Here is a 26,384-nt window from a genome sequence, read left to right on the forward strand (position 1 = left end):
TCGTTTTCAAAGTCGGTTTCTCCAAAATCGACTTTGGCACGCTCACGTCTAGATAAACTAAGAATTACACTCAGTGGTTTACTTTTTAGTTTTTGTATGTAAACTAGTCGGTGTAGTTTATGTGTTGGGTCCATCCCAACCGATGAAGAGATACCAATGAAAAAATATCTATTACCGATTTTAGGAGTACTTGCCGTGGTCGCTATCGTAAGCACAGGTTCACAATCAAACGACAATCTAGATAAGCTTCCAAAGAAGTTTGCTAACAGTGAGTTGGAATACAAATCGGGTATGTCTGATATTTTTTCAATCTTGAAAGCATACGTGACTGTAGAAAGAAACGAGCCAGTGCCGCGCGCTGCATTGCCTTTGATTCCAATGACAGCTGAGCAATTGATCGAAGAACAAGACGACGTTGCTTACCGCTTAGGTCACTCCAGTGTGATGATGAAACTGGATGGGAAGCTAGTGATGACTGACCCTGTGTTCAGTGATCGTGCATCACCGGTGCAATGGATGGGACCAAAGCGCTTTCATCCGACACCAATCACATTGCAAGACCTACCCGATATTGATGTGGTGGTGATCAGCCACGATCACTACGACCATTTAGACAAAGGTGCCGTTAAGGTGCTCGCCGACAAAGTGGGGACGTTCTTAGTGCCATTAAGAGTGGGCGCACTGTTGGAAAAGTGGGGCGTGGATAAAGAGAAGATCATCGAATTAAATTGGTGGGAATCGGCAACGGCCTCAGACATTGAGTTCACGTTAACGCCGACACAGCATTTCTCTGGACGTGGCTTGCTTGATCGTGACCAAACACTGTGGGGTAGCTGGGTTATTAACGCTTCAGATAAGAAAGTCTTCTTTAGCGGTGACTCTGGTTACTTCAGCGGCTTTAAAGAGATTGGTGAGCGCTATGGGCCGTTTGATTTAACCATGGTTGAAACGGGCGCGTATAATTCTCTTTGGGCGGATATTCATATGTTCCCAGAACAGAGTGTTCAGGCGCACATTGATCTGCAAGGTAAGGTGATGATGCCAATCCACAACAGTACCTTCGACCTTTCTATGCACGATTGGCAAGATCCAATGGAACAAGCTCTGGCGATTAGCAAAGAGCGAGATGTGCAAATGGTAAGCCCGGTGATGGGTGAACGTTTGGTGATTTCAGAGCCGGTACCTGTTCAGGCATGGTGGAAACTGGCATCGAATTAGAGTTGTCATCTAAATAGACATAGCTAAACCACTAAGCTGTACAACCCAACTTATACACAAAACGCCACCGATCTTACGATTCGGTGGCGTTTTTTCGTTTTATTTTTAAGATCAGCTTTCTAAGTTCTGCGCCATTTTCTTCGCAATTTTTCTGAATTGTTCTAACTCGTCTTCGGCCATGCCTTTGGTCATTCTCTTCAGCATGTCTCGATCGATATCCGAGACCTTACTCATGATCTCTTGACCCTTATCAGTCAGAACCAATAACTGGCTGCGCTTGTCTTCCGGGTTCGGAGACTTCTTCACAAGTTCCTGATTGATCAAGGCATTAATGAGCCGAGTGACCTGTGCTTTATCACGATCTAGGAAGTGTGCGATATCGATAGCGGTACATGGAGACTTCTTAGTAATGATCTTCATGACACGAATGTTCATAGGGGCGATCTCTGAGTCTAAGCTCTCAATCTGTTCGCTCATTTGACGTTTCAAAGAGTGCACTAGACGAAAGATTGATTCTAGCGATGTGTTATCAGACATAAACTATCCTTAGAAATGTAGTTGACATTATCAACTATTGTATTTATAGTTGACATTATCAACTATTGTATTTATAGTTGACATTATCAACTTAATTGTTCGTAAATTCAAGACAGGAAATAGATATGACGATTCAAGCAACTCTAACGCCAACTCTTCCTGAGCAAAAAGGCACACCGGTTTTATACAAAATTTTGGTCATGATGAGCTTAATGCTGACGATTGGCGGCAGTTTAACGGCCGTGATGACTTACATGAATGTCGGATTCGGCGAGGCATTTATTGGCAACTGGCTTTCTTCGTTAGCCCTTGTTGTCGTGATCATGATGCCAATGGGCGCGGTGATGATGGCTTTAGTCACCAAAGCCGTTGCTAGAGTGTTCACAACTTATAGCGAGAAAGTTCGCAACCTGATCATAGGACTGATCATGGCATTCATTATGGAGTCCATGATGGCATTTGTAACAGCGGCAAATAATATTGGATTTTCGGATACATCGGCGTTTACCAGTGGATGGTTTAATGGATTTATTGCCGCGCTTCCTATTGGCCTTACGATTATGGTCGTAATGTCGATGACGGTTAAACCTAAGCTAGAACGATTCATGAAGAGCTAGCCAAAACATTTCACAGCATTGTAGGAGATCCACATGAAAGCATTTACAGGCAAACACAATAACTACCGCATCACTATTGAAGAAGTGAGCGTTAAAGAAGACCGCGAACTTCAAACCATGCAGTTTGAAATTGAAGACAGAGAAAACATGTTCGCGATTGTTGAGAAGATCAAACAAGACAGCGGCTTAGATGAGCAATCAGCAGCACGACTGGGTGTGAGTATCCGTTTACTCGGTCCATTGATGATGCAAGATAGAAAGCATCCTCTGTTTGTTAATTTTATGCCTCACTTCAGAGACTTCATGCAAAACCTTAAGAAGACCTTGAAAGGGCAGTAAAGCCTAATCATCAGTAACACATCGAAAAGCCAGTAACGAACTTACTGGCTTTTGTTGTCTTTAAATCAAAATAATTTCAGTTGTTTGCGTCTAGAATATGCGAAAATTGATGGCTGAATTTTCGGTGTAGCACCGTTGTTGAATTGTCTATTCAAGCTTTAAGAAATCCGATATTATACTGGTCATAAAACTAAAGGTGGTATTATATGACAAATGTATTTAAACAAGCAGCTGAAGAACTGTTGAGTCGTCGCGTTGCTGGCACCAAAGCACCAAGATTGGACGAACAGTACCGTCCGAATAACTTGGAAGATGCGCTAAAGATCCAATCTTCAATGATCGATTTGAAAAGCGATAAAGTCGGCGGTTGGAAGTGCTTACTTCCTCTGGCTGAAGACAAGTTTGTTGTTGCGCCAATCTTCTCGGGCAGCGTTCAACAAGGCGAAGTTTGTGAACTGTTTGCTGACAACGACGTAGTACGCGTTGAGCCTGAAATCGCATTTACGCTTGCTAAGAGCCTGCCTGCAAGCCAAGAAGGCTACAGCGAAGAGCAAATCAACGAAGCGATTGGTTCTTGTCACATGGCACTTGAGTTAATGCAATCTCGTTTTGCGGATGACAGCGGCGCTGAGTTCTATGAAAAACTGGCCGATGGCCTAGTAAACCAAGGCTTATTCATTGGCCCTGAGATTGATCGCGAAAAAGCGTTCACTTCTGCAGAGATCAGCATTGAAGTGACACAAGGCGAGCAAGTTCAAACATTCGACGGTAAGCACCCGAATACACTGCCACCAAGCCCAATTTACTGGCTGATTAACTACATGACACGTCGTGGTGTTGATTTCCAAGCGGGTGAAGCTATTATCACGGGCTCTTACTGCGGTATCGTGGAAATGGAATTCGATAAGCCAACGACCTTCCATTATGAAGGTATTGGCGAATACCAAGTAACGTTCAAGCAGAAACGCTAACTTCTAGCGACGCACTATCTGTTATCGAAAGGCTGTTTACTGATGAGTAAATAGCCTTTTTTATTACGTGATGCTCAATAGGGTTCTTATTACTTTGCATTAAATTAGGCGTTTAGACGTCTAGACGTTGACAAGTTCTAAGTGTGACATTAGTCTGCTCTCCTTCCTGTTCTATTGTGTTGTCGTTCCATGTCCAATTCAAAAAATTCTAACGCGGTAATTGCCCCTTCGGCAGTGGCGCTTATCCCTCTGATCGTTTTCCTTGCGCTGTTTATTGGCGTGGGTACATACCTGTCGCTACAAGGCGTCGATTTTGCTTTCTATCAGCTTCCAGCACCGATTGCGGCTCTGCCTGCCGTGATGTTAGCGTTGCTATTGAGCAAAGATAAATTGAACCGTGCGATCGAGCAGTTCTTGGGTGGTGTGGGTCACAAAGACATTATTGCAATGTGTATGATCTACCTATTAGCGGGTGCTTTTGCTGCTGTGGCTAAAGCTTCTGGTGGCGTGGACGCGACGGTAAACCTTGGTCTATCGGCTATCCCAACGAGCATGATCCTACCGGGCATCTTCCTTATTTCGGCGTTCATTGCGACCGCAATGGGCACATCTATGGGTACTATCGCTGCGGTTGCCCCTGTTGCCCTAGGCATTGCTGACTCAGCTGGCATGAGCATTCCTCTGACTGCTGGCGTGGTGCTAAGTGGCGCTATGTTTGGTGATAACCTTTCAATCATCTCTGATACCACGATTGCTGCGACTCGCTCGCAAGGCTGTGAGATGAGAGACAAATTTAAAGAGAACATCCGTATTGCACTGCCTGCTGCACTTATCGCGATTGTTATCTTTGCTTTCAACAGCACAGCGACTCAGGTACCTGAAACGGGCCCAATTGAATGGCTGAAAGTCCTTCCGTACATCACTATCCTCATTCTTGCGGTATCGGGTATGAACGTGTTCGTTGTATTGACGATCGGTATCTTGTTAGCGGGTGGTGTAAGTCTAGGTTCTGTTGAGAACTACGGCTTGACGGATTACGCTCAAGACATCTACGCAGGCTTTGGCAACATGCAAGAGATCTTCTTACTGTCGATGCTGATTGGTGGTTTGAGTGAGTTGATGCGTCGCCAAGGTGGATTAGCGTTTCTGACTAACTTAGTGAGCGGTTTGATTCGTGCGTTTGGCTCTTCTCACTCTAAGCAAGCGAATGGCCGCGCAAGTGAGCTAGGTATTGCTGGCTTGGTATCAATGGTGAACCTTTGTACGGCAAACAACACGGTCGCAATCATTGTGTCTGGTAGTGTTGCTCGCCAATTAGCAGAAGAGAACGATGTGTCTCCACGCCGCTCTGCAAGCTTATTGGATATCTTCTCGTGTGTGATTCAAGGCGTATTGCCTTACGGTGCTCAGGTGTTGCTATTGGGCTCTGTGTTTAACCTATCGCCGCTAGAGATCGTGTCTAACTCTTACTACTGTTTCGCGCTTGCAATCGTGGCTGTAGTGGCTGTGTTTATTAAACACCCAGCACGCCAAGTGGCTCAAGCTTAGTAACAATTGACCAAACTGAGTGATCACTGGCTCTGACAAGAAGGCTCCAAAAGGGGCCTTTTTTGCGCCTGAACGAATTGTTTGGAAGCTAATACTGATTTGAATATAGACAAAACCGCCCATGTGGACGGTTTTGAGCTTTACTAAAGTTGGCTTTCAAGTTCGCTGGCTGTCGCGACATTGCCGTAGCCAAAGCTCAATGCGGCCATGAATGCCGCATGGACATGCGCAGCGGGAACTTTAACACCGTTGAATTCCATGTCTAAGGTAGTGCAAGCATCATGTGCTACGTGGCATTCATAGCCTAAATCGGTTGCTGCACGAGTCACAGCATCAATACACATGTGGCTCATTGCGCCAACGATGATCAGTTTCTCAATGCCTTGATCTTTTAGCACCTTGTTCAGTTCAGTATCTCTAAAGCTATTGATTTGATGCTTTACGATAACAGGTTCACCCTCTAGCGGAGTCACGCTGTTGTGGATTTGAGCACCGTCTGAATCTGGCAAGAAGAAGGGTGCTTCATTGGTTGGAAATTCATGGCGCACATGAACGATTGGTAGTTGCTTGTCTCTGAAAGCCTGTAATAACTGAGCACCTTTTTCGGCTGCCTTTTCCGTTTCAGACAGTGCCCACTTTGCACCCTCGTATGAAGGGAAGTAGTCATTTTGAAAGTCGATAAGTAGTAATGCAGTGTTCTTCATAGTCTATACCTTTGTATTTGGTGTATTTGGTGTATTTGGTGTATTTGGTGTATTTGGTGTATTGCGGTGTAGGGATATTATGAATACTCTGTAGTTTTTATCGCACGTCAAAAATGACAGACTCTATGGCAATAGTGACAAAATCAGTTGTGGTCGAAATCATCGACTATCCAGGCTCTTTGCAAAGTGCCGTGTTCGGAGTGAAAGAGTTTCTTCAGTTGGCGAATAGCATTGAGTCTTCCAATGAGCAGGTTCAGTTTCATGTTGAAATTAAGCCTCACGACGACTTGTCTATGTCGACCAACGGATCACTTGAGAACTCAAAGGCCGACATTATTCTAGTGCCGCCAAACTTAGATGGTAGATACTACCTAGAACCAGATGAAGGGCTATTGGACTACCTTGTGCAGTCTCATCAACGTGGGGCGATCCTGTGTTCTGCTTGCGCAGGTGTGTTTATTTTGGCGGGAACGGGTTTGTTGCAAGGACGAACCGTGACAACGCATTGGCAAGCTCAGCAACAATTTTCGGAGCACTATGCTGACGTCGATGTTGATGTCGACAAAATCTTGATCGATGACGCTGACATTATCACCGCAGGTGGTTTGATGTCGTGGATGGATCTGGCTCTGTTTATCCTGACCAAATACACGACGCCGACCAATACTCGTAATCTCGGTAAATACCTAGTGCTTGATACGGGTTTGAGAGAGCAGCGCTACTATCAGAGTTTTGTGCCGAATTATGCTCACGGCAATGACAAGATTGTGTCGGTGCAGCGTTTTATTCAGAAGCATCATCATCTCCCTTTGTCGCTCGATCAATTGGCAGAAGAAGCCTTCATGACTCGAAGAACCTTTATTCGTCAATTTACCAAAGCGACCAGTTTTACGCCTATCAATTATATCCAACACGTGCGTATTCAAAGCGCATGCGAGTTATTGGAAAGCTCCCACAAACCGGTAGAACAGATCAGCTACCTAGTTGGCTATGAGGACGTAAACAGTTTCCGAAAAGTCTTCATGAAAATCATTGGCTTAACACCATCAAGGTTTCGCTCTAGATTTCTCTCTGAGGAATGATTTACCATAGATTGATATTCAATCCTTATTACTCGCACTGATTCAATCGTTTACTTACGGAATATGTGACGTGATATTGAAATGATCTTTTATCGAACTTAAATGGACTTTTGATGCTCGCCATTCCCTTACCATTCGTTGCGGCTCTACTGCTATTACTTATCGCCATTTTATTTCGTTATCGCTACCCGCAGGCAAGTCAAAAGCCATTTTGGTTTATCATGTTGTGCGCTTTGATGATCACCGTTGTAGGGCTACGCTGGACATTGGATATCGCATTGTTTCGTTTCTTACAGCCCGTTCTTGGCGCGAGTGTGCCAGTAGCTGCATGGCTTTGTTTTTCTGGTGCTCACAGAAGCCAACCAAACACATATTTGCATTGGATTGGCCCTCCGGTTGTTCTGTGCGGTTCATTATTGTATGAGCATGTGTGGGTTGGAACTGTCGATATATTTCTGATCTCGCTATATCTAGGCTACGGTAGCTTGCTGCTGAAATCGTCGTTCAGTATGCCGGAACAAGTAAGGTTAACTGATGTAACGAAAGCCTTGATTGCTGAGCGGGTTGCAGGGGGAATGCTACTGTTTTCTGCTTTGGTCGATGGTGTACTCTCTTACGATATCTTGTTGTTTAACTCAAAGCACACTGACCTGATTCTGTCTGTTGGTTACCTTGTACTTATTCCAGCCATAGTTGGAGCTGTAATTGTTGTCAGTATAAGTACTGCTCCAGATCTCAAGCAGAATCAACAGAGTGAACCTCCAAAGCCAAGCAACTTGCCCTTAGAGGTCGATGTATCGGTTGCTAGCGTAGAAGAAGATAAAGAAGTCGCGTATATCGTTGCTAAGTTTGACTCGTTGATGAAAGAACAACATGTGTTCACAGACCCTGATTTGACTCTAAACCGGTTGGCGAGAAAGTTAGCTATTCCTGCTCGGAAGATCTCGGTGGCGGTTAATAAAACCCACAACGAAAATATTTCGAAGGTGATAAATTCTTATCGAATTGAGCATGCCAAGACTTTATTGAAGCAAAGTGATGGGACGATAACAGACATATTCCTTAACTCCGGCTTTCAAACCAAGTCCAATTTCAATCGTGAGTTTTTAAGAATCACAGGGCAAACCCCGAGTGAGTACCGAAGTTCGCCACAAGTGTTAGATTGAGTGTGTTTGCTTTTCGTTTATCAATTCAGAAAGCTAATGATGTCGTTTAAGATCAATTGATGTAGCTGGTCGCGTGATGTACCAACGCCATCTTTACAAATAATGCCATCGCCTGGGACTTCTTCTTCAAGCATCGGTATTGCCCCAGGTTTACAGCTTTGAATGAAGCTGAAATGGGTGGCGCTTTCATAGACCTTATAGCGTCTTAAATTAAGAGGCATGTGCTCAGCAATGTAGCCAGACTCTAATGCCTGGGGTAAGTCGCCAATATCAATTCCTGCAGCCAGTATCAAAGTTGGCACGGTGATGTTGTTTAAGCTTTGTAGCGAAAAGCTTCGGGCAAGTCCTAAATCAAGGCTGACAATGCGCTGAATTCTAGGGTCTGATAAGTCTTTATTGCTTGGTTCTGAGGGTTGGACTTGTGATAGCCCAAATTCATCAGACAGCCCACAGGTTCGCGGGTTCGGGTATATAAAACACTCAGCCTCAAAGGTCGCCCTATCGATTTTTGCTCCCGCCAATTGCATCACTGTCCAGCCACCCAACGAGTGTCCAATTGCTGTGATATTGTCGGCGTTAACAGCTTGCTTCCACTGAATTTCGCTTAATAGGTAATCGAGAATTCGAGTGATATCTCGCGGTCTTTCCCACCACTTGGCGGCTTGCACAGGAGATTGGTCAAAAGAGGTTGTTCCCGGATGGTTGACTGCGGCGACTATGTATCCGCGGTTCGCGAGTTCTGTCGCCAACCAATTTTGGTTTCGCCAGTTTCCTCGGTAGCCGTGTGATAGCAGTACTACTGGAAAAGTGCCTAATTGAATCTCAGCATCTTTGATGACTTGCGTGCCGATAAAGGCTGGGTTATCGCCAATCAAGGTTGTGTCTGATGCATCTTGTGTGGGATACCAAATGGCAGTGTTTAGCGGGCGGTTAGGATCGTCAGCTAAGGTGGCTTGAGTGAATCCGACACCGGAAGCGATGGATGAAGTACAAAGGAAAAGTAGGGATGTGAACAGTAAATGTATCCATTTCATGGTTTAACTCCAATTGAGGTGATTGGAGCCAATATGCGCTAAAGCCAGTGAGGGCGAGACCTTAAACACGATCGAGTACATCCTAAATCGTGTTTAAGTACCAGAGTTAGATTACCAAAAGGCCTAATTCAGCTTATTAGTCACGAACTCTTTGTTTCTGACCATTAGCCACATCAGGCCGCCTAGCGTACCGATGGATAATTGGATAAAGCCGAGGTTTTCAATCAGCGACTCTGGACGGATTGACACTAATACCATGCCTAGCGAGCCACAAATCATGCTGAAGAACTGAATCAGTGCGACGGCAGAGCCCGTGTCATGATCTTGCTGGTTCAACATCAAGTTGGTGCCCGGTACTCGCATGATGATCGCCATCAGTGTCGCTGGTGCAGCGATGAACATGAAGAACCAAGGGGACAGGTCACCAATGGTTAGGGTGAAGATTCCGGCAAGCGCCAGCAGAGCAAAACATCCTGAGATGACCTTCTGAACCGGCATTCGGTAGGACAACTTCATGTAGATTGTTGGACCAAATGAGGCACACAATGCATTGAATGCGAACGCGTAACTAAACTGTTGTTCGGTCAATCCAAAACGATCGATGTAGATATAAGAACCCGCCGCAAGAAAGCCCATCAACGCCATCGGTATGATAGAGAAAATGACCAGCAGCTTGACGAACGAGCGGTTTTTCATGACCACGCCCATTCTTCCCCATGAGCGGAATATAGAACCTTGGTATTTGTTTTCGAGTGTTTCTCGGTAGCAGCAAGCTAATACTGACGCAAATGCACCAAAAATGGCGAGCGTGACAAACATCATTCGCCAAGAAGCAATTTTCAGTAGAAAGGCACCAAATACAGGCGCAACCATTGGCGCGATGATCACCAGTGACATGATAGTCGCCATGATCTTTTCACGTTCTCGGCCGTCATAAAGATCTTTGACAATGGCGGTAGCGATAACGGTGATAGCACTGCCAGCAAAGGCTTGGAATACACGAGCGCCAATTAACTGTTCGATGCTATTGGTCATCGCACACAATATGCTCGCGACCATATAACCCGCTAATCCAATTAATAGGATCGGCTTACGACCAAATTTTTCGCTGAGTGGCCCCCAGAACAAAAGACCGATGGCGTAAGTAACGAAGTAGCTGCTCAGGGTTAGGTTGACCATTGATCGGTCAGTATTAAACACCTCGACCATCTGCGGGAGTGCAGGTAAGTAAAGGTCGATGGTCAATGGAGGGAAAGCACTTATTATGACGAGAAAAAATAGCATACCGGTCTTTCCCAGTACTGGTTGTGGTCTCTTCAAGGTGGCTCTCCGTTGTCCCAAATAGGTTTTTAATCGGTGTGATATTGATATACAGAAGGCTAAGGCACGTCAGACAAGAAGGATAGAGTCGTTCAAGAATATGGTGAAAGTATCGATGAACTTATCTCTATGAGTTCGAATCTACGAAGTCGGTCTGCGTACTAAATTGTATTACAAAACATTATTGCTTTTATAGCTAACGAGTTCAATCAGTTAGTAGCAGGGTAGCTTGTAATCGCCAACGACACATTGTAATGATTATCGAGTTGGCTTGTTATCTTTTCTTTGGGCGTTTTTCGACTAAGCCATTGCGCTCTAAACCACGTCGAACGCTGCTGCATAGTTTACCAAAGCGGCGCAGTTCTTCGAAGTTAGGGCCTTGGCCAATGGAAATACTGTGCTCCCAATACATTAACTCGCTGTCGACCATCTCAAGTAGTTTCTTAGAGCAACCCGAGCAGTTTCCTTTTGGCCCACAGATAAACGTCTCCGACTCGTAAAGTGGGAGTTCGTTTTTCACTTCTTCAATTAAGTTAAGCATTGCCGAGTTTAAGTCTGGCTTTTTGGATGTAAGTGGCTTCAAGCTTGGTGCTTGAGTCGCAATTAATGGGGAAGTCAGTTTGTTAGGTTGTAAATTCAAAGCAGCTGATGACATATCAAAGGCCTCAAGGAGAGAAGAAGGTGGGCATGCTACTCTTCACAACAAAGTGAATCTTGATGTAGTGCAATAAGCGTGGAGATATACCCAAAAGAGGTAGGAGCCACAAGCGTTGTGACTCCCTTAATTAAGACTCGTTTTTAATGAGAGATTTTAGAATTCAGCGTCGAACTGGAATTCCATCCACTCTTTGGTCACAGGGTGGTGCAGCGCAAGTCTTTCTGCGTGTAAGTGCAATCGGTCGGCTTTATTGCCATATAGGCCATCACCAACGATAGGCATGTTAAGGCCTTCTTCGTGTGAACAGTGAACACGCAACTGGTGTGTACGCCCTGTTTTAGGGTGCAGGTAAACCTTAGTGGTTTGCTCGTTTCGCTCAATCACTTCCCATTTGGTTTCTGCAGGCTTGCCGTGTTCGAAGCAGACAATCTGACGAGGGCGGTCATACAAATCACCACGCAATGGCAGTCGAACATAGCCTTCATCTTCTGCTAGAACGCCTTCAATCATTGCCACGTATCGCTTTTCGACTTCACGAGTAATGAACTGCTTCTGCAAGCTCTTGTTCGCACGTCGAGTGAGGGCAAATATCAGAATGCCAGAGGTCGCCATGTCTAAGCGATGAATAACAAATGGGCCTTCAACATCGGGATGCATTTCTTGAACACGTGTGTAGGCGGAATCTTTGATGGTTTTACCCGGCACAGATAGAAAACCTGCTGGCTTGTGGACTACAACGATGTGCTCATCTTGGAACAGAATATCCAGCTCTTTGCCTTCTGCTGGGTTCTCTAGCAATGGGTTTGGATCGACTTCAAGGCCTTTCATCATATGGCCAAGGATTGGTACACATTTGCTTTGGCAAGAGGCGTAGTATTTCTTGTGCTTACGGATTTCCGACTTTGGAGAGCGACCCCACCAAAATTCAGCCAATGCTAATGGTGTGTAACCATTTAAGTACGCGTATTGCAGCAATTTAGGCGCAGCGCATTCGCCAGAGCCAGCTGGTGGTATCTTGTTTGGCGTGTTTTCAAAGATCTGGTTAAGGTCTTCAACGTTTCCTTCCGCATTTTGGAAAGCGTATTGTGAAAACAACTTGTGTTGAAGCTGATGAGAAATATGTGCTCTTTGCTCTTTTAGCTCAGCCAGTTGAGAGGTGAAAACATCAACTTTAGCCTGCAACAGTTGCAGGGTTTGTTCCCAGTTGAGTTTTAGGTACTTCTGCTGGTTCTTGTCGGCAACGCTGGCTTTGTTTAGCTCGTTATTTAGCTGTTCGAAAGCTTGCCCATCAAGGTTTTCTTTACCTTGTTCACGTTGTTCTTTACGCGTTTTTCGGCCTTCAATAATTGATAGGCGTTGAGCTTCAATCTCTTGCTCCGCTTGCGCTTTCTGCTGCGCCAGTTGCTCGCACAATTCAAGGTATTTAGTATTTGCTTGCAGCGCTTTAAACTCAGCGTTGACTGCCATCATGTCGGCTGTGTCTTGATGGAAAAAGCTATCGCTGCTCAGCATGTCGAATACAGGAGGAACAAAGTGAGGCAGTAGGTTTTGGTCGGCGATTTTCCCTGAAAAAGCAGAGAAGTAACCCAATTCACCTTCAGGGCTTTTCACCAGTAACACACCAAACATTTTGCCGCGACCAGCGTCAGAATCTAGTCCGAAGTCATGCTGCCAGTCGGTTTGTGTTTCTAGATATTGTTGAAGCTGATGAGAGGCTATTTCACACAGTGGGTGCGGTTCGTAGTAGAACGGGAATGTGAAACGCTCAGGCAACGAATATGACTCGATCGGCTGTTGAAAACGAGTGAAGCAATGCTCAGGTGTGTGGCTGTTTTCTGAGTCGTGCGTTGGTTTTGATGAGTGCATAGTCGTATTAATACTTATATCGTGGTGATAAATGGTTGTGAGTTTACTGTGTATGTTTAGCGACGTTAAACACAGTACAAGGCGGCGATTCTACTCTTTATCGAAAAGCGCCTCAAATAAGAAATGGTTCTATTACTGGATAGCTAAGCGAGATGGTTAACACTGAACCCATGAGTTATGGCTTGAACTTCATTAATTGATGAGTAACTTCTCGTTTCTAATCAGAGAAGGTAACTTAACAAGTGAAGGGTGGTAGCCTTGCCACCCTCTTGTTCAACCTAAGGTAACGTTATGATTCCACTCAACACTTCGATTGTATCCGGTGTCGCTATTTCAGAGATCAACGGACAAATGAAAATGCTATTAATGAAACGTGTTAAAGGTGAGTTTTGGTGCCACGTCGCAGGCTCGATTGAAGCAGGTGAAACAGGCTGGCAGGCTATCCTGCGCGAGTTTGAAGAAGAGACCCAAATTAAGGTGGAAGCTTTGTATAACGCGCAGTTTCTGGAGCAGTTTTACGAGGCGCACGTGAATGTGATTCAGCTAATCCCTGTCTTTGCGGTGCTATGCCCGCCCAACCAAGCGATTGAACTGAATGATGAACACACAGACTACCGTTGGTGCAATTTAGAAGAGGCAAAAGCGTTAGCGCCATTCCCCAACCAACATGCGGTCTACGATCATATCTGGTCGTATTTTGTCGACAAACCAGTAAACCCACTTTACCGAGTGAAATTGAACTAATACTGGTTGTTTAAGATCTAGGACTTACCAAGGTAAGGGGTTAAAAAGGCGCTCACTTGCGCTTGGCATAACCCCACATCCACCTTCACGCCGTGCGATTCAAGGATCGCAACACCACGGCCATTATTGCGAGGGTCTGGGTCTAGCATCGCCACTACCACGTGTTTTACACCTGCTTTAACCAATGTATTGGCGCAAGCGGGTGTTCTGCCGACAAATGAACATGGCTCTAAAGTTACGTAAGCGGTAACCCCTTCCATTTCTCCGCCCATTCCGTCGTCATAGCTATTCAGTGCTTCAACCTCAGCGTGGTTTCCGCCGACTTTTTGCGTGTACCCAACAGACACCACCTTATCGTTTTTCACCAAAACGCAGCCTACTGGCGGGTTTGGCTGGCAATCGGGTAGGGCTTGGCGCGAAGCTTCAAGTGCTTGCAGCATGTATTGTTGGTTCATGGTCGTTACTCAGTATGACGAGGGCGCAGCAGTTGGTGAAGTGCGCGTTTGATTTGAGAAGTGGGGCATGTTCGATCTGATTGGACTTTTAGTCAATGGTTTTAGCGTTTGAATTCGACTGCTAGTTAGCTGTGACTCATCGTTAACTTGGGCCACTGGGTTAGCCAATCTTTGGATTGCACTCTTTGATCAAAGATATCTTGGCTACGCTTTGGGTTGGGTGTGATTTGCAAATCAAACAAACTCTCTAAACCAAAAGATGCAATACACTCGATGTCTCCATTAAGGCTTTGCTTTACGGCGACGGCGGTTTCTTTCTCTGGCCAATAACTCATAGCATCCAATGAGCCTTGGTAAGGTTCATCCCCATTTCTAATGTGCATGTAGGCTTGATTGCGAACTTGCCAATTCAGTTCGGGTAACCGTTGTTTAAGCTGAGCCTCGTATCTAACATCCGACTCGTAAGAGGTATCAATGGGATCAAAGTAGATCACATCAATATCATTGAGTGGGGTCGGGGAGGCATAACCATGTTGGTGATCCCAAACGAGGTTTCTCACAAAGCCCGCAGCGACGTAACATTGCGGTAAATCCAACTGAGCGACACAGTCTAAAACCTTCATTCGTAAGGGATCTTGTTTGATCAACGTGACGATACGGTTGGCTAGCGGATGTATCATTATGATGTCGGAACATCGGTGACTTGATAATGACGTGTCACGTTCTTGGAGATTTCACCCCATTCAGACGCTTTTACTCGCTGTTGGTGGGCTTCGAATGCTTCTCGGCTAGTGAATTCTTCATACACTTCAAAGCGATTAGGTTGAAGTGTGCTTTGACTGACTCGAAACACAATACAACCAGGTTCTTCCTGTGTCAGCTCTTTGTGCACAACTAAGGCTTGTGTCACGGCTTCTAGATCGTTGTCTGGCACTAGAATATGCCCTTGCAGAATTACTTTACTCATAATTACGTCCATTTAATTACGTCTATTTAATTTTGTCCATTACGGCTTTTTTCTATCAAAAGCTCTATCCGTTACAAACATAATCCCATTTTGATGTTGTGACGTATAGGCTAATGTGGCGATTATTTGTTCACATCGAATACATTTCCAGTTACACCGTAACTTTAAGGGCGATGTAATCAATAAATGATAAGACACAGGAACTAAATCAGCGTTGGTCCGGTCTATTAAATTAGTATCATTGAACTGTATTGATACTGAAATGAATTTGTCATCTGAGAGAACTAACCTTAATTTTGAACAGCGGCTCATAGGATTGAATTGAGCCATAGTTGATATCTAGGTCATACTTTGATGTAAATGGTACTCAAAACTCTATATATTTTGTGATTTGTATCATTGATCTGGGCATCAAACACCGTTAGATTCGAATGGTTGGCAATAAAAATAGCTCATGAAGAGCAGTTAAAGAAAAGGAAATATCCCTTATGAAAAAAATGAGAAGAGCACAGCTTCATCGCGTTCGTATCCAATACTGGAAAGACACGTCTAAAGAAGCATCAAAGAAATAAGCTTTAAATCGTAAAGCTTTAAAAGCTGAAAAGCTTAATCAAATGTAAAACGCAACAAACTGATTTCATTAGCACTCTCAAGGACCTTCATCTGGTCGGCGACTAACGAAATCATCCCCAAAGAGCTGGCAGGCATTAACAACAATGCAATTCAATGTCAGCTCATTAATACCCCCTCTAAGTTTATCTTGGTTTGTTAAACCTGTTCTCCTAAACTAAAACTGTTTGTTCCTTGTTCCTTGTTCCTTATTCCTTATTCCTTGGTTTCGCACCCCTGTATTCGTTAAAGTCCTGATAATAAAAAAGCTCCCGATTTCTCAGAAGCTTTGATTTAGATTTTGAAATCCGATGTGACTGCCCGATAAAGGCTCGTGCTTAGGATAGACTCTAGCGTTGGAACAGCGTCTTTGAGCTCACGTCATCCGTTCTATTTAGTTTTAGGCTCAGCAGATAACCGCCAACGCCAATCAGCACGTAAAGACTTAACGATAAAACCGGTGCTTCAGCAATCGCACTGAATGGGTTGTTTGCTGTCAGTACCTTCATTGGCAGTGATGCGATGAGAGATAGGAAATCGTTGATGCCATAGAACCCAAATACAGCAACAGAGAGAAACTTAATCGCATAGCTTGAGATAAAAATGACAAGCAATGGAGAGTTTACCAACTGCGAAATCGCTAGGGTCACGGTTGCCAGTGGCAATAAAACCAGTGCAACTAACATCATTCGTCCGAAGAACACCAGCCAGTTACTCAGCACATACAGTAGGGATTGCTGTTCAACCAGTAGCGCCAGTTGTTGCTCGCTAGACACGTTCAATATCCAGAATAGGAAATCGGCGAACAGCACGAGCAACGCACAGATTGCTGGAATCACCACTAAACCGAAGCCGAGTTTCACGCCGTGAGTCATAGCGTTAGATACTGGCATACTTCTCCAAAACATCGAACTGCCTTCTTGGCGCTCTTTACGCAGCGTTTTAGGGATGTAAAGCGTCGACAGGATCAGTGAAATAAGGCCCGCGCCAAAGTAGATCACTGAGTTGAGGTCTTGTGCGAACTCTCTGTGGATGTCGCTCACGTCGCCGTTCACTTGCATTTCGAAGAAAAACTCATGCTGCGCTGCGCCATTGAAGAACAGACTAACGAACAGTAAGAAACCACATAACGCGACAAACAGAGGCAATCGAGTGTTAATTTTGTGCTCGATGAGTTCTTTTTCTAGCATGTAAAAACTTGGATGCATTATGCCTTCTCCGTCTGTGTTGCAAGGAATAGATCTGCGAGACCAACGTTATAGATGTTGCCCAGTGATTCAACCTGCGCTTTGTATTGACCTTCCAACAACCACTTAGTGGTGCCGAGGCCTGATTGCGAGGTTAGTGGGTTGAGTTTCTGTATCTCACTTGAATGGTTATTTGCGACTTCGATAATGAAATAGTCGTTTTCGATGTCTTCCATGCTCTTTTGCAGCACACAATGGCCTTGTTTTAAAATCAGCACATCCGTTAATAGGTGTTCAATCTCTGAAACCTCATGGCTTGCAATGATCATGGCGCGTTCGCCGTCGTGGAACCACTCAAGTAGATGGCGATAAAAAGTATCGCGGTACAGCAAATCTAGGCCAAGCGTGGGCTCATCTAAGATCAACACTTGGGTGTCAGTCGCGATGATGATCGCAAGGTGAAGTTGTACCTTCATTCCCTTAGAAAGTTGCTTGATAGTCGAAGAGAGCTTGATGTTGGTGCTGCTTAGCGTCTGCTCTGCTTTTTGTTTATTGAAGCTAGGGTGTACACCTTGGGTGTATCGAAGCAGTTGCTTAACGGTCATCCACTCGGGTAACACGTTAACGTCTGAGATGTACGACAAGTGCAGCATGAGTTCTGCATGCTGGTGGATAGGGTGGTAGCCATTAACCTCTATCTCACCTTGATAGCTGTGTCCGCCAAGCAGTGATTTGATCAGAGTCGATTTACCTGCGCCATTGTGGCCTAGCAGTCCAAGCACTTGCCCCGGTTTTAACTCAAAGCTGATGTTCTCGACACCCACTTGATTTGAATAGGTTTTGGTTACGTTTTTCACGGAAAGTAAAGTACTCATGACTTGTCCTTTATATGTTGTGCTAGCTGTTTCACGAGTTCTTCGACACTCATATCAATGATGCTTAGCGTCTCAGCGATGGCTGGGATTTGTGTGTTGATGAATGATTGGTGTGCAGACTCTTTCAATTTTTGAAGTGCCCCTTCGGCCACATACATACCTTGGCCGCGTTTTTTCTCTACCAAGCCTTCATCCACCAGTAACTGGTAGCTTTTCATGACAGTAAGGTGGTTGATCTTGAGATCGGCGGCAACCGCACGCACAGAGGGCAATGCTTGTCGCTCTAGCCAAACACCTTGAAGAATTTGGTCACTGATCTTGGCGGCAAGCTGCCTAAAGATCGGCTGGTCGTCTTTCCATTCGGTCATAATTAAAACTGCATGGTGATATACATGTGTATAACACTAACCTTTTTTCTGAGATAGACAAGCTTTTTCTATAAATTAGCTGAATGTTAACTTTTATGGTTGGATGTTCAGTAAAATAATGAGATTATATGGAACCCTGTTCTGTGTTGTTGAGTTTGTATGTTGCACATTAATGATAAAAAGTTGGTCTGGTTTACTAAGTATTTGCCGATCACCATCATCATCTTTTCTGCAATCGTCTTGAATGTGGCGATGTTTACGAGCGTAGACCAGAAGGTCAAGGCATTGGTAGATCTCATCAGAACAGACTACATCTCCGCCCAAAAGGACTCTATTGAGACGCAAGTTCTTCAAGTGTCGCAACAGATAAAGCACACTCAACGTCTTGTCGAAATCGAGGTCAAAAAGCGTATTACCCGTCGGTTAGATAGAGCCTATACCGCCGCACAGAATATCTACTCCTCGAATCAACACCTGCCGGAAGAAGAGCTTAAGCCACTCATTCTTAACGAGATCAGAAAGTTGAGCTACGCGGACGAAAAAGACTACATTTACGCCTACGATATGCAAGGCACAGTACTGGTTCATCCTCGCGCTCCTGAGTTAGAAAATACCAATCAACTTGAAACGACTGATAGCCGTGGTGTGGCGGTCATCAAACAACAAATAGCGCTTCTTAAACAAAATAATGGGGCTTATTCCCGCTATTTTGTGCCTCGTCCTGGCTTTGATGGGCAAGATTTTGAAAAGCGACACATCGACAATACGCACTTCGAAAAACTCAGCTACATTCGTCGGTTCGAACCCTTTGATTGGTAATTCGGTACTGGCATTTCTCTCGATGATGTTAAACGAGTCAGTTACCAAAGAATTCTTGAGATATTGTCGAAGGTAACGGTCGGTGATAATGGATACTTGTTCGTTTTTGAACAGAATGGTGACAGCTTACTTCACGCCCACCAAATCCATACAGGGCAAGATATTAATGTTTATGACGACCTTGGAAACAACTTCAAGCAAGACGTTTTGGCACAAGCCGAGTCGGGTGGGTTTGTTGACTACATCACCGTCGATAAACAGGGTTTCATTGGTCCTAAGAGTAGCTACGTAAAAAAGGTCGGAGATTGGGGGTGGATAGTGGGTACAGGCGTGTACTTGAACAATATTAATGCTTCCATTGAACACAGAAAAAACCAGCTACTCTTGGACTCACGTAATGAGTTTGGACTGATTCTGATATTAAGTGTGCTGGCGACCTTACTCTGTATTTTTATTAGTGCTCTGGTTAGTCGAAGGATATCGCAGCGCTTTGATCAAATGGAGCAGAGGATTTCTGACGACTTCAATCGAATCCAAAATAGCCGTCGCCGTCTACAACATATGGCAAGACACGACTCACTGACCGCACTCCCTAATCGCTCTGAGCTTGAACTGCAAGTGAGTCGAGCTATCGCTCATTCGAAATTGGAAGGCAAATTGGTGGCGTTGGTGTTCGTTGACTTAGATAACTTTAAACGCATCAATGACCAATATGGCCATGCGAGTGGAGATGAACTCCTTAAACAAATAGGTTTGCGATTTGAGCGAATTTTAGGGGCTAACGATATCGTTTCACGCTTTGGAGGCGATGAGTTTGTTTTCTGCCTATCGGGTATTCACGACCTTGTGGAGGCGGAACAGAAAGTCCAACAAATCCAAGATGTCTTCAAACCCTTATTTAATATTCATGGTGCTTCGGTCTCGACACAATGCTCGGCTGGCGTGTCGATGTACCCCTATGATGGAACAGAGGTAGAGGAACTGCTAACCAAAGCCGATATTGTGTTGTACAAGGCCAAGGAGCTGAATAAAGGCGATGCGATTTTCTATGACGATGTGATCAATCAGAAAGTGAAGTACGGATTTTCAGTCGAAGAACAGCTCAAAACGGCATTAGAGAAGGGCGAGTTCAGTGTACTTTACCAACCTCAAGTGGATTCCCATACCGAGCAGCTAAAAGGCGTTGAGGCTCTGTGTCGTTGGCATAATAGCTTGCTTGGCTTTGTGTCTCCGTTGGATTTTATTCCCGCAGCAGAGCGAATCGGCAAGATTCATGAGATTGGTGAGTTTGTATTAAGGAAAGCGTGTGAAGATACCTTACGTTTGATGTCAAACGGTCCTGAGGCGGTCTGTGTTTCCGTGAACGTGTCACCTAAACAAGTGTTTGAGTTAGGGTTCGACGACAAAGTCATCCGCCTCATTGAAGAAGTCGGCATCGACCCTTGCCGAGTGACGCTAGAACTGACCGAAAACATCCTCATCAAAGACCTGCATATTGTCGAGCCAATATTGAAAAGGCTAAGAGAATATGGATTTGGCATCTCCCTTGATGACTTCGGTACAGGCTTTTCATCACTGAATTACCTAAATACTTTGCCGATCACCGAGATCAAGATAGACCGCTCTTTCATTGGCAAGCTTAATTCCAGCCAACACAGTGAAACCTTGGTGAAAGCCATTATTGATATTGGTGCATCGTGCCAGATGAAGGTCGTGGCTGAAGGGGTTGAAACCCCAGAACAGATGGCGAAGCTACAGCAATACCATTGTGATTTACTACAAGGTTATTACTTTGATAAGCCGCTTTCTGCCCAAGGGTTGATTGACGCCTACTTTCCAGTGGAGCCTGAAGCTTGTGTGAGAGCGACCATTAGCCCTAAACCACACACACTAGACTCAGCAGAACCCGCTGTTGCTTGAACCTCAGGAAATGATATTGGCTAGGTTATCCGTCGGTTGTACTTTGAGGCCTGCTATACAGGTAACCTTGATGTAAGTTGTAGCCTAACTGACACAAGATATATTGCTGCCTGCGCGTCTCGACACCTTCATAAATCATCGTGATATTTGATAAGCGTCCAATCTCCGAGATATTAAGCAATACACCCTGATGGTGCTCCCCTGACTCGATATCTTTAACAAAGCAGCGATCCAGTTTTAGATAGGTAGGAGAGATGACATTGATGATTTCGATGTTGTTATTGCCCGTACCGAAGTCATCTAGAGCGATGGTGATACCAAGCTTTTTGATATCCTTAATGTTATCGATAACCTCACATCCATAGCCAATGTTCGAATATTCAGTAATCTCGACGACAAACTCATTCGCTTCCATCGCGACTAAATGCTCTCTGAGCCTTGCGAAGTTCGACCCTACCAAAGCACTTGGGCACACGTTGACACCATAGATTTCATGGCTGTTGTTTAACTTCGCTTTTCTAACTGTCTCGATGAGCAAGATAGTGTGAAAGGTGAGTAAATTGGTGCGTCTCATGGTGTTGATGAAGCTTAAAACTCCAACGTTACGCACACGAGATAACAACTCGTAATAGAGAACGCTGTTGTCTTCAGTGTTGATGATCGGCTCTTCTTCAAAGGAGATGTGTTTCCAACGAAACAGGTAGATCACAAAGCCCAGAATATAGGATCGATAAAGCAGCGTGGCGAGTATCAGAGAAAGTGCAATCCACAACGCAACTATATCGTCACTGTAGAAGGTGATGGTTGCACCGGTTGGCAGGGAAGTTTGATAGATAGATTTAGTCTATTCGCCAAGGTTTAAGATGTAGTAACCATTTTTTTTGATGGAAATAGAATCGACTAACAGAGGCAATAATGAGTTCTTGTATCGAGCTTCGATAGAGCGCTTAGATATTCGAGCAACCATCTCAATGTCGTGCTCGGTATCCATGAAGCGTGAATAGGCAAAGTCAGCGCTATCGTAGAAGTCGTCTACCTGATCGAGCTCTATCATCTTAGAGCGTGTTTTAGAGATATAACAGGAGCCATAAGGTGTGGTCATGACGACAGAATCAAGGTTGAGCGAGTGCCTTAGCGAGTGCACAGCCCCGTGGCTATCGCAACCGTAGTCCATGACTTCCGCTGCAATATGTTTGGTGTTCTCACTGTATTCATTCGCAATCTTCGTCGTATAAAGGATTTGGAAAAAGTAGACAACGAATAGGAAAAAAGAAGAGATGGTGAACACGGTTATCAGAGCCTTGATTAGCTCTCGATGATAGGTGTTGAACATCAGTTTCAACATCTCGAACTGGCTGGGCTTGAACTGGTTGATGTCGTACTTTGGTGCGATACGGTTGGTTGAGCTTTTATCGAGATCGATAAAGTAACCTACCTTATAAAGGTTAGATATAAGTTCGCTATTATTATCAACCTTCGCTTTTTTACATAAGCTTCGATATTTCTTTCTTATAGAAGCAATAATGTTTTTTAATGCGTATAAGCTAAACTCTTCGTTAAAGTGTAATTTAAAAGATTCTTCAACATCTCTTGCAGATTGAGGGTTTGATATTGACGAGTGTTCAATAAGATATTTGAAAACAAAACTCTCTTTACTATTAAGAGTTTCCTCTGATATCTTATTGCTGTCTCTTTTTATGTATATTTTTTCTTCATTGTAGATTAGTTGCAAGCTCTCATTATTGTTATTTATATTGAAAGAACAGTGCATAGCTCAACTCCTAAGCGATAGTTATTATATTTGTGTGATGGATATGTGATGGCTGGGATTTTCATTCAACACAAGAGTTCGATCTAAATAATATAACCAAAATGTCACCATTTTCTCTCAAGATGTTGATACTAATCGCAGAATTTGGGCTTTAATGAAAGGTTATGGAGATGTTCACCCAAAAGTTGAATTTATAAATGAAAGCCAATGATTTACAAGGGGTAAAGGGGATTTATCCATTTGTTTTGGTATTTATCCATTTCACAGCTTCTACGCGGTAGGTTTAGCGACTGAATTTAGAGGTTTCTAATGTAGCTTCTGGTGGTATTCATTCAGCTTATCGATGTGTTAGATTTATCAGAATTTTTCAGGATAAAATTAAATTATGTCAATTTATGTTATATTAATATAATTTAATTTTCTTATTGGTTTGGTGATTAAATTAAATTGGTCAATGATAGAATTGATTATATTTGTTGAATAATTGATTTTAATTTATTCTGTTACGTATTTTAAATGATGAAACTTTAAGGTGGGATATTTAAAATAGGAAAGGATGATGTTTATCATGAGGTGTTGATTAAAGGATTTTAATGGGATTATTATTGATATATATGTCAAATACGTATCCATGTAAATATTCATCGGCTAGTGATGAAAATAAGATATGAATGAGGTTGGTGTTATACCATGAGCACTGCCTAAAAGTGTAAGCAGCAACAAGTTAGATCAATTAGTGTTATTTTTGAGCAAATGTTAGCGTAACCACATGATATTCACAGATCTGTTGCGATATCTGTATGCTAACTATGAAAGCATGCAATCGTTGAGTATTTAACATGCACCATCAAGCACCACGATTTGTGGTTCTTTTTCTGGCTGATAAAGCACCTGACAAAAGTCTCCTTCTGGCGAATAGGTGTAGTTTTCGGTGTCGAAAGAGATGGCGGCTACTCTTTCTGCATTGCTGCCAGAGTCTACTTCTTTGTTGATGACATGAAGCTCTGTTGCGTCGATATTGAGCAGTCTTCTTAGTGAGTCAACATAGGCGATTGGATAGCCGTGGCAGACGTAGTAGGTCTCAATCTCCGTCTTTTCAACATAGTTGCATTCATCCTCAACGCCAGCAATCGTTGACTTCGCGTAGATCATATCGATACCAGTGCGAAGGTTGCCTGCGACATCGTGTATTTTACTCGCACGAGCACTTCCTTGAATGTCTAAGAACTTGACCATAGCTGTCGCCGAAACGACCGCTAAAATTAATACAGAGATGATGAGTTCTAAGAGGGTGAAGCCGTTTTGTTTGTTCATGGTTACCGATTATTTGATCTGCTAAAGGGACGGAATGAGGGTAATCTAAATACTAAAGTCATTACAGTTAGTGGGTATAATGGGTTGGTGTTTTATTAGGTGAATTGCCAAGTAATTTCCATTATAAACAACAGCTTAATGTTATTCTCTTACTGTTAAACGCTATGTAAGCATACGTAAGCGTTCACACCGACAGCGGTCGATTGTTTAGGAAGCATTCAAACTACTTAATTTATTGATAAATAAGTCTTTAATTGTAGATTTGTCGACCGTTCAAAAACTGACTTTCGACTTCATTTGAGGGAATTGGCTTACTAAATAAAAACCCCTGAAGATACTCGTATCCACAATCGATTAAGAACGCTTTTTGCGTTTCGGTTTCGACACCTTCAGCAACCACTTTTAACCCCAATTTTTCACAGATAGCATGGGTGGCTTGGACAATTGCTTTGCTCCCTTTGTGTGAACCGTGGACGAAGCTTTTATCGAGTTTCACGGTACTAATCGGTAAGTCATGCAACATCGACAGTGACGAGTAGCCTGTGCCAAAGTCATCAAGGTGAAGCTCTACGCCCAATTTAGAAATATCGCTTAATGCTTGCCTGACTTCACCATGTTTGAAGATCATGGAAGATTCGGTGATTTCAAGGGCGATACTTTGAGGTTGGATATTGTAGAAGTTCAACATTGCTAATAGCTGCTCGGCAAAGGTCGCGTGCATCTGAATACTTGAAATATTGATACTCATCATCAACTCACTATCAAACTCACGTTGCCATATCGATAGCTGTTTGAGTACAGAGTTAAGAACCCATTTCCCGAGCGGCACAATCTGTCCTGTCTCCTCCGCTAAGCTAATAAACTCATCAGGGCCGATGTTACCTAGCTCTTTGTCCGACCATCGAAGCAAGGCTTCAAACCCTTTTACCTTGTCGCTGTTGGTGTTCATGATCGGTTGGTAGTGAAGGTTGAGATCGTCGTTTTCTATGGCGCGCGCCAGTCGGTGGCGGATCTCTACTTTGCGATGCAGGGTTTGTGCTAAGTCTGGGGTAAACGTTTGGAAGCGGTTTCGACCATTCGCTTTTGCAAGATGCATCGCCATACCCGCTTGTTTTAGCAATGTTTCTTGGTCAACCGCATTATCAGGGAAATGTGCGGTACCTATGCTGCAACCGACAGACAAACTGCCGATCCCTCTGATATGGAAACTTCGGTTTAAGGCATCAATGATACGAGAGCAGAGTAGTGGGATATTTTGATTTCGGCAGGTGTGGGCAATGACAATGAATTCGTCGCCACCAAATCGCCCAATCATACACTTCTCATCTACCAGCTGTTTTAGACGCTCACCAACCTGTTTTAGTAGTTGGTCTCCGACAGTGTGCCCATAAGTGTCATTAACTAATTTGAAGCCATCAAGATCGACAAACATCAATTCAAACGGTGAGCGATAGGCAATGCTGGTTTCTAGAAGGTTGGTGATGCCACGGCGATTATAAAGCTCCGTTAAACAGTCGTGTTCTGCGTTGTATCTAGCTTTTATCAGCTTCTCTTTTTGCTTAGTTGTACAGGCTAGGTTTAACAGCAGTTCGCTTTTATCAAAGAGCCACTTTCCTTGCACATCAAAGTGGTGTGTCTTGCCATCTATTTCGCAGCTGACTTCTTCTAATATCTCTCGACCTTTTCGCACGGTAAACAACCATTGTGCGGCTGTCTCTTCACTTGAAACGAAGTCGGATAGGGTGCTAAACGGTGAGCCGTAGTTGTGAAAAAATGCGGAGTTAGCACTCACTACGCTTCCCGACTTATCAAATAGAAGGGAGAGGTTTGCACCATCAGAGCAAGCGAGATCGTGCTTTAAACTTCCTTCTTCAGCGACGACTTGTACCAGCATGCCAGTTCGACCGTCTGGCAGTGGGATTCCAGAAAACAGACACAATGCACGCTTCGAAATGTAGTTAGGAGTGAAGTTCCACCATGTCTTGATGCTTTCGTTGCGTAGAAATTGCCTTTGGTACTCTTCCAATGTCGCTTCGATTGCTTTTGACATCTCTATACTAAAGTCGCGAGATGTCAGCTCAAATAGAGATTCAGACTCCCACAGAGGAAGGGCGCTGCTGTTTGCCCAAGTTATTCTCTTATTATCAATGTCATATATCCAAATTGGACACTGGAGATGCTCGAAGGGTTGATAACTTGTCATCATATTGAACTCGGTGAACTGATATTTTGGTCGAACAGCAACGACCGAAATCATGTGTTCGGTTGTCGCGTATCAAATTGAATTCTGGCTTT

Annotated in this window: 23 protein-coding genes and 2 pseudogenes; 10 read left to right on the forward strand and 15 right to left on the reverse strand. The window is 44.0% G+C overall.

Annotation, left to right across the window (positions count from 1 at the left end; genetic code table 11):
- Positions 1-156 precede the first annotated feature (156 nt).
- Positions 157-1,218, forward strand: a complete 1,062-nt coding sequence (locus tag AB6E85_RS05275) for an MBL fold metallo-hydrolase (RefSeq protein ID WP_372141739.1) — start codon at positions 157-159, stop codon at positions 1,216-1,218.
- 111 nt (positions 1,219-1,329) lie between these two features.
- Here the strand turns inward: AB6E85_RS05275 and AB6E85_RS05280 are convergent, their stop codons facing one another.
- The gene (locus AB6E85_RS05280; protein ID WP_017060573.1) at positions 1,330-1,755 is read right to left on the reverse strand and encodes a MarR family winged helix-turn-helix transcriptional regulator; all 426 of its coding nucleotides are present in this window, start codon (positions 1,753-1,755) and stop codon (positions 1,330-1,332) included.
- A 125-nt stretch (positions 1,756-1,880) separates the two neighbouring features.
- On the opposite strand from AB6E85_RS05280, the gene AB6E85_RS05285 reads away from it, so the two are divergent.
- The 4 genes from AB6E85_RS05285 to AB6E85_RS05300 all read left to right on the forward strand — a co-directional run bounded on the left by AB6E85_RS05285 (position 1,881) and on the right by AB6E85_RS05300 (position 5,230).
- A complete protein-coding gene (locus tag AB6E85_RS05285; RefSeq protein WP_372141740.1) occupies positions 1,881-2,372 on the forward strand; it encodes a DUF2798 domain-containing protein in 492 nt (163 codons plus the stop codon).
- Positions 2,373-2,405: 33 nt separating this feature from the next.
- The gene (locus AB6E85_RS05290; RefSeq protein WP_017069212.1) at positions 2,406-2,711 is read left to right on the forward strand and encodes a DUF3861 domain-containing protein; all 306 of its coding nucleotides are present in this window, start codon (positions 2,406-2,408) and stop codon (positions 2,709-2,711) included.
- Positions 2,712-2,917: 206 nt separating this feature from the next.
- Positions 2,918-3,682 (forward strand): hydratase, encoded by a 765-nt coding sequence (locus AB6E85_RS05295; RefSeq protein ID WP_372141741.1) that lies wholly within the window; start codon positions 2,918-2,920, stop codon positions 3,680-3,682.
- A 189-nt stretch (positions 3,683-3,871) separates the two neighbouring features.
- A complete protein-coding gene (locus tag AB6E85_RS05300; RefSeq protein ID WP_048612851.1) occupies positions 3,872-5,230 on the forward strand; it encodes a Na+/H+ antiporter NhaC family protein in 1,359 nt (452 codons plus the stop codon).
- A 143-nt stretch (positions 5,231-5,373) separates the two neighbouring features.
- On the opposite strand, the gene AB6E85_RS05305 is transcribed toward AB6E85_RS05300, so the two are convergent.
- Positions 5,374-5,934 (reverse strand): cysteine hydrolase family protein, encoded by a 561-nt coding sequence (locus AB6E85_RS05305; RefSeq protein WP_372141743.1) that lies wholly within the window; start codon positions 5,932-5,934, stop codon positions 5,374-5,376.
- 125 nt (positions 5,935-6,059) lie between these two features.
- On the opposite strand from AB6E85_RS05305, the gene AB6E85_RS05310 reads away from it, so the two are divergent.
- On the forward strand, positions 6,060-7,016 hold the full coding sequence (locus AB6E85_RS05310) for a GlxA family transcriptional regulator (RefSeq protein WP_372141744.1): 957 nt from the start codon (positions 6,060-6,062) through the stop codon (positions 7,014-7,016).
- Between the two features lie 110 nt (positions 7,017-7,126).
- On the forward strand, positions 7,127-8,182 hold the full coding sequence (locus AB6E85_RS05315; RefSeq protein ID WP_372141746.1) for a helix-turn-helix domain-containing protein: 1,056 nt from the start codon (positions 7,127-7,129) through the stop codon (positions 8,180-8,182).
- 20 nt (positions 8,183-8,202) lie between these two features.
- Here AB6E85_RS05315 and AB6E85_RS05320 read toward each other — a convergent pair whose 3' ends face one another.
- The 4 genes from AB6E85_RS05320 to AB6E85_RS05335 all read right to left on the reverse strand — a co-directional run bounded on the left by AB6E85_RS05320 (position 8,203) and on the right by AB6E85_RS05335 (position 13,060).
- Positions 8,203-9,216, reverse strand: a complete 1,014-nt coding sequence (locus AB6E85_RS05320) for an alpha/beta hydrolase family protein (RefSeq protein ID WP_372141748.1) — start codon at positions 9,214-9,216, stop codon at positions 8,203-8,205.
- 123 nt (positions 9,217-9,339) lie between these two features.
- Positions 9,340-10,500: a multidrug effflux MFS transporter gene (locus AB6E85_RS05325; RefSeq protein WP_372141884.1), complete on the reverse strand. Its 1,161-nt coding sequence runs from the start codon at positions 10,498-10,500 to the stop codon at positions 9,340-9,342.
- Positions 10,501-10,810: 310 nt separating this feature from the next.
- Positions 10,811-11,191, reverse strand: a complete 381-nt coding sequence (locus tag AB6E85_RS05330) for a hypothetical protein (RefSeq protein WP_017064884.1) — start codon at positions 11,189-11,191, stop codon at positions 10,811-10,813.
- Between the two features lie 156 nt (positions 11,192-11,347).
- On the reverse strand, positions 11,348-13,060 hold the full coding sequence (locus AB6E85_RS05335; RefSeq protein ID WP_050653866.1) for an RluA family pseudouridine synthase: 1,713 nt from the start codon (positions 13,058-13,060) through the stop codon (positions 11,348-11,350).
- Between the two features lie 291 nt (positions 13,061-13,351).
- Here AB6E85_RS05335 and AB6E85_RS05340 point away from each other — a divergent pair, with 291 nt between their 5' ends.
- Positions 13,352-13,804, forward strand: coding sequence for an NUDIX pyrophosphatase (locus tag AB6E85_RS05340; RefSeq protein WP_372141750.1), 453 nt, complete (start codon positions 13,352-13,354; stop codon positions 13,802-13,804).
- Between the two features lie 17 nt (positions 13,805-13,821).
- On the opposite strand, the gene AB6E85_RS05345 is transcribed toward AB6E85_RS05340, so the two are convergent.
- The 6 genes from AB6E85_RS05345 to AB6E85_RS05370 form a co-directional block, all read right to left on the reverse strand.
- Positions 13,822-14,259 (reverse strand): bifunctional diaminohydroxyphosphoribosylaminopyrimidine deaminase/5-amino-6-(5-phosphoribosylamino)uracil reductase RibD, encoded by a 438-nt coding sequence (locus AB6E85_RS05345; protein ID WP_372141752.1) that lies wholly within the window; start codon positions 14,257-14,259, stop codon positions 13,822-13,824.
- A gap of 125 nt (positions 14,260-14,384) precedes the next feature.
- A complete protein-coding gene (locus tag AB6E85_RS05350) occupies positions 14,385-14,939 on the reverse strand; it encodes a nucleotidyltransferase family protein (RefSeq protein ID WP_372141753.1) in 555 nt (184 codons plus the stop codon).
- The gene (locus AB6E85_RS05355; protein ID WP_050633197.1) at positions 14,939-15,226 is read right to left on the reverse strand and encodes a putative quinol monooxygenase; all 288 of its coding nucleotides are present in this window, start codon (positions 15,224-15,226) and stop codon (positions 14,939-14,941) included. Before AB6E85_RS05355 ends, AB6E85_RS05350 begins: the two co-directional genes overlap by 1 nt.
- Before the next feature lie 959 nt (positions 15,227-16,185).
- Positions 16,186-17,043 carry a hypothetical protein gene (locus AB6E85_RS05360; protein WP_372141754.1) on the reverse strand — a complete coding sequence of 286 codons (858 nt, stop codon included), beginning with the start codon at positions 17,041-17,043 and terminating at the stop codon, positions 16,186-16,188.
- Positions 17,043-17,897 carry an ABC transporter ATP-binding protein gene (locus AB6E85_RS05365; RefSeq protein ID WP_017060586.1) on the reverse strand — a complete coding sequence of 285 codons (855 nt, stop codon included), beginning with the start codon at positions 17,895-17,897 and terminating at the stop codon, positions 17,043-17,045. The genes AB6E85_RS05360 and AB6E85_RS05365 overlap by 1 nt, the downstream gene beginning before the upstream one ends.
- Positions 17,894-18,265, reverse strand: a complete 372-nt coding sequence (locus AB6E85_RS05370; RefSeq protein ID WP_048608983.1) for a GntR family transcriptional regulator — start codon at positions 18,263-18,265, stop codon at positions 17,894-17,896. The genes AB6E85_RS05365 and AB6E85_RS05370 overlap by 4 nt, the downstream gene beginning before the upstream one ends.
- 252 nt (positions 18,266-18,517) lie before the next feature.
- Here AB6E85_RS05370 and AB6E85_RS05375 point away from each other — a divergent pair.
- Both AB6E85_RS05375 and AB6E85_RS05380 read left to right on the forward strand, forming a co-directional pair.
- A pseudogene (locus AB6E85_RS05375) lies at positions 18,518-19,438 on the forward strand (cache domain-containing protein); the annotation flags it as partial.
- Between the two features lie 207 nt (positions 19,439-19,645).
- Positions 19,646-21,004, forward strand: coding sequence for a putative bifunctional diguanylate cyclase/phosphodiesterase (locus tag AB6E85_RS05380; protein ID WP_372141885.1), 1,359 nt, complete (start codon positions 19,646-19,648; stop codon positions 21,002-21,004).
- Between the two features lie 25 nt (positions 21,005-21,029).
- Here AB6E85_RS05380 and AB6E85_RS05385 read toward each other — a convergent pair.
- From AB6E85_RS05385 to AB6E85_RS05395, 3 genes and pseudogenes are all read right to left on the reverse strand, one after another.
- Positions 21,030-22,775: pseudogene (locus tag AB6E85_RS05385) on the reverse strand (EAL domain-containing protein).
- An 834-nt stretch (positions 22,776-23,609) separates the two neighbouring features.
- Entirely contained in the window at positions 23,610-24,089 is a 480-nt protein-coding gene (locus AB6E85_RS05390; protein ID WP_372141755.1) for a type II secretion system protein, read from the reverse strand.
- A 250-nt stretch (positions 24,090-24,339) separates the two neighbouring features.
- A complete protein-coding gene (locus AB6E85_RS05395; RefSeq protein WP_372141756.1) occupies positions 24,340-26,346 on the reverse strand; it encodes a putative bifunctional diguanylate cyclase/phosphodiesterase in 2,007 nt (668 codons plus the stop codon).
- Between the last annotated feature and the right edge of the window lie 38 nt (positions 26,347-26,384).

The sequence above is a fragment of the Vibrio sp. 10N.247.311.51 genome, assembly GCF_041467855.1.
Taxonomy (GTDB): Bacteria; Pseudomonadota; Gammaproteobacteria; order Enterobacterales; family Vibrionaceae; genus Vibrio; species Vibrio coralliirubri.

What these genes read in the sequence shown, in the direction of transcription:
- AB6E85_RS05280 (WP_017060573.1), bottom strand. Translation starts at nt 1,755, where the DNA reads ATGTCTGATAACACATCGCTAGAATCAATCTTTCGTCTAGTGCACTCT.
- AB6E85_RS05295 (WP_372141741.1), top strand. Translation starts at nt 2,918, where the DNA reads ATGACAAATGTATTTAAACAAGCAGCTGAAGAACTGTTGAGTCGTCGC.
- AB6E85_RS05310 (WP_372141744.1), top strand. Translation starts at nt 6,060, where the DNA reads ATGGCAATAGTGACAAAATCAGTTGTGGTCGAAATCATCGACTATCCA.
- AB6E85_RS05370 (WP_048608983.1), bottom strand. Translation starts at nt 18,265, where the DNA reads ATGACCGAATGGAAAGACGACCAGCCGATCTTTAGGCAGCTTGCCGCC.
- AB6E85_RS05285 (WP_372141740.1), top strand. Translation starts at nt 1,881, where the DNA reads ATGACGATTCAAGCAACTCTAACGCCAACTCTTCCTGAGCAAAAAGGC.
- AB6E85_RS05320 (WP_372141748.1), bottom strand. Translation starts at nt 9,216, where the DNA reads ATGAAATGGATACATTTACTGTTCACATCCCTACTTTTCCTTTGTACT.
- AB6E85_RS05380 (WP_372141885.1), top strand. Translation starts at nt 19,646, where the DNA reads ATGGCAAGACACGACTCACTGACCGCACTCCCTAATCGCTCTGAGCTT.
- AB6E85_RS05365 (WP_017060586.1), bottom strand. Translation starts at nt 17,897, where the DNA reads ATGAGTACTTTACTTTCCGTGAAAAACGTAACCAAAACCTATTCAAAT.
- AB6E85_RS05355 (WP_050633197.1), bottom strand. Translation starts at nt 15,226, where the DNA reads ATGAGTAAAGTAATTCTGCAAGGGCATATTCTAGTGCCAGACAACGAT.
- AB6E85_RS05335 (WP_050653866.1), bottom strand. Translation starts at nt 13,060, where the DNA reads ATGCACTCATCAAAACCAACGCACGACTCAGAAAACAGCCACACACCT.
- AB6E85_RS05305 (WP_372141743.1), bottom strand. Translation starts at nt 5,934, where the DNA reads ATGAAGAACACTGCATTACTACTTATCGACTTTCAAAATGACTACTTC.
- AB6E85_RS05275 (WP_372141739.1), top strand. Translation starts at nt 157, where the DNA reads ATGAAAAAATATCTATTACCGATTTTAGGAGTACTTGCCGTGGTCGCT.
- AB6E85_RS05390 (WP_372141755.1), bottom strand. Translation starts at nt 24,089, where the DNA reads ATGAACAAACAAAACGGCTTCACCCTCTTAGAACTCATCATCTCTGTA.
- AB6E85_RS05290 (WP_017069212.1), top strand. Translation starts at nt 2,406, where the DNA reads ATGAAAGCATTTACAGGCAAACACAATAACTACCGCATCACTATTGAA.
- AB6E85_RS05360 (WP_372141754.1), bottom strand. Translation starts at nt 17,043, where the DNA reads ATGCATCCAAGTTTTTACATGCTAGAAAAAGAACTCATCGAGCACAAA.
- AB6E85_RS05340 (WP_372141750.1), top strand. Translation starts at nt 13,352, where the DNA reads ATGATTCCACTCAACACTTCGATTGTATCCGGTGTCGCTATTTCAGAG.
- AB6E85_RS05350 (WP_372141753.1), bottom strand. Translation starts at nt 14,939, where the DNA reads ATGATACATCCGCTAGCCAACCGTATCGTCACGTTGATCAAACAAGAT.
- AB6E85_RS05395 (WP_372141756.1), bottom strand. Translation starts at nt 26,346, where the DNA reads ATGATTTCGGTCGTTGCTGTTCGACCAAAATATCAGTTCACCGAGTTC.
- AB6E85_RS05300 (WP_048612851.1), top strand. Translation starts at nt 3,872, where the DNA reads ATGTCCAATTCAAAAAATTCTAACGCGGTAATTGCCCCTTCGGCAGTG.
- AB6E85_RS05345 (WP_372141752.1), bottom strand. Translation starts at nt 14,259, where the DNA reads ATGAACCAACAATACATGCTGCAAGCACTTGAAGCTTCGCGCCAAGCC.
- AB6E85_RS05325 (WP_372141884.1), bottom strand. Translation starts at nt 10,500, where the DNA reads ATGCTATTTTTTCTCGTCATAATAAGTGCTTTCCCTCCATTGACCATC.
- AB6E85_RS05330 (WP_017064884.1), bottom strand. Translation starts at nt 11,191, where the DNA reads ATGTCATCAGCTGCTTTGAATTTACAACCTAACAAACTGACTTCCCCA.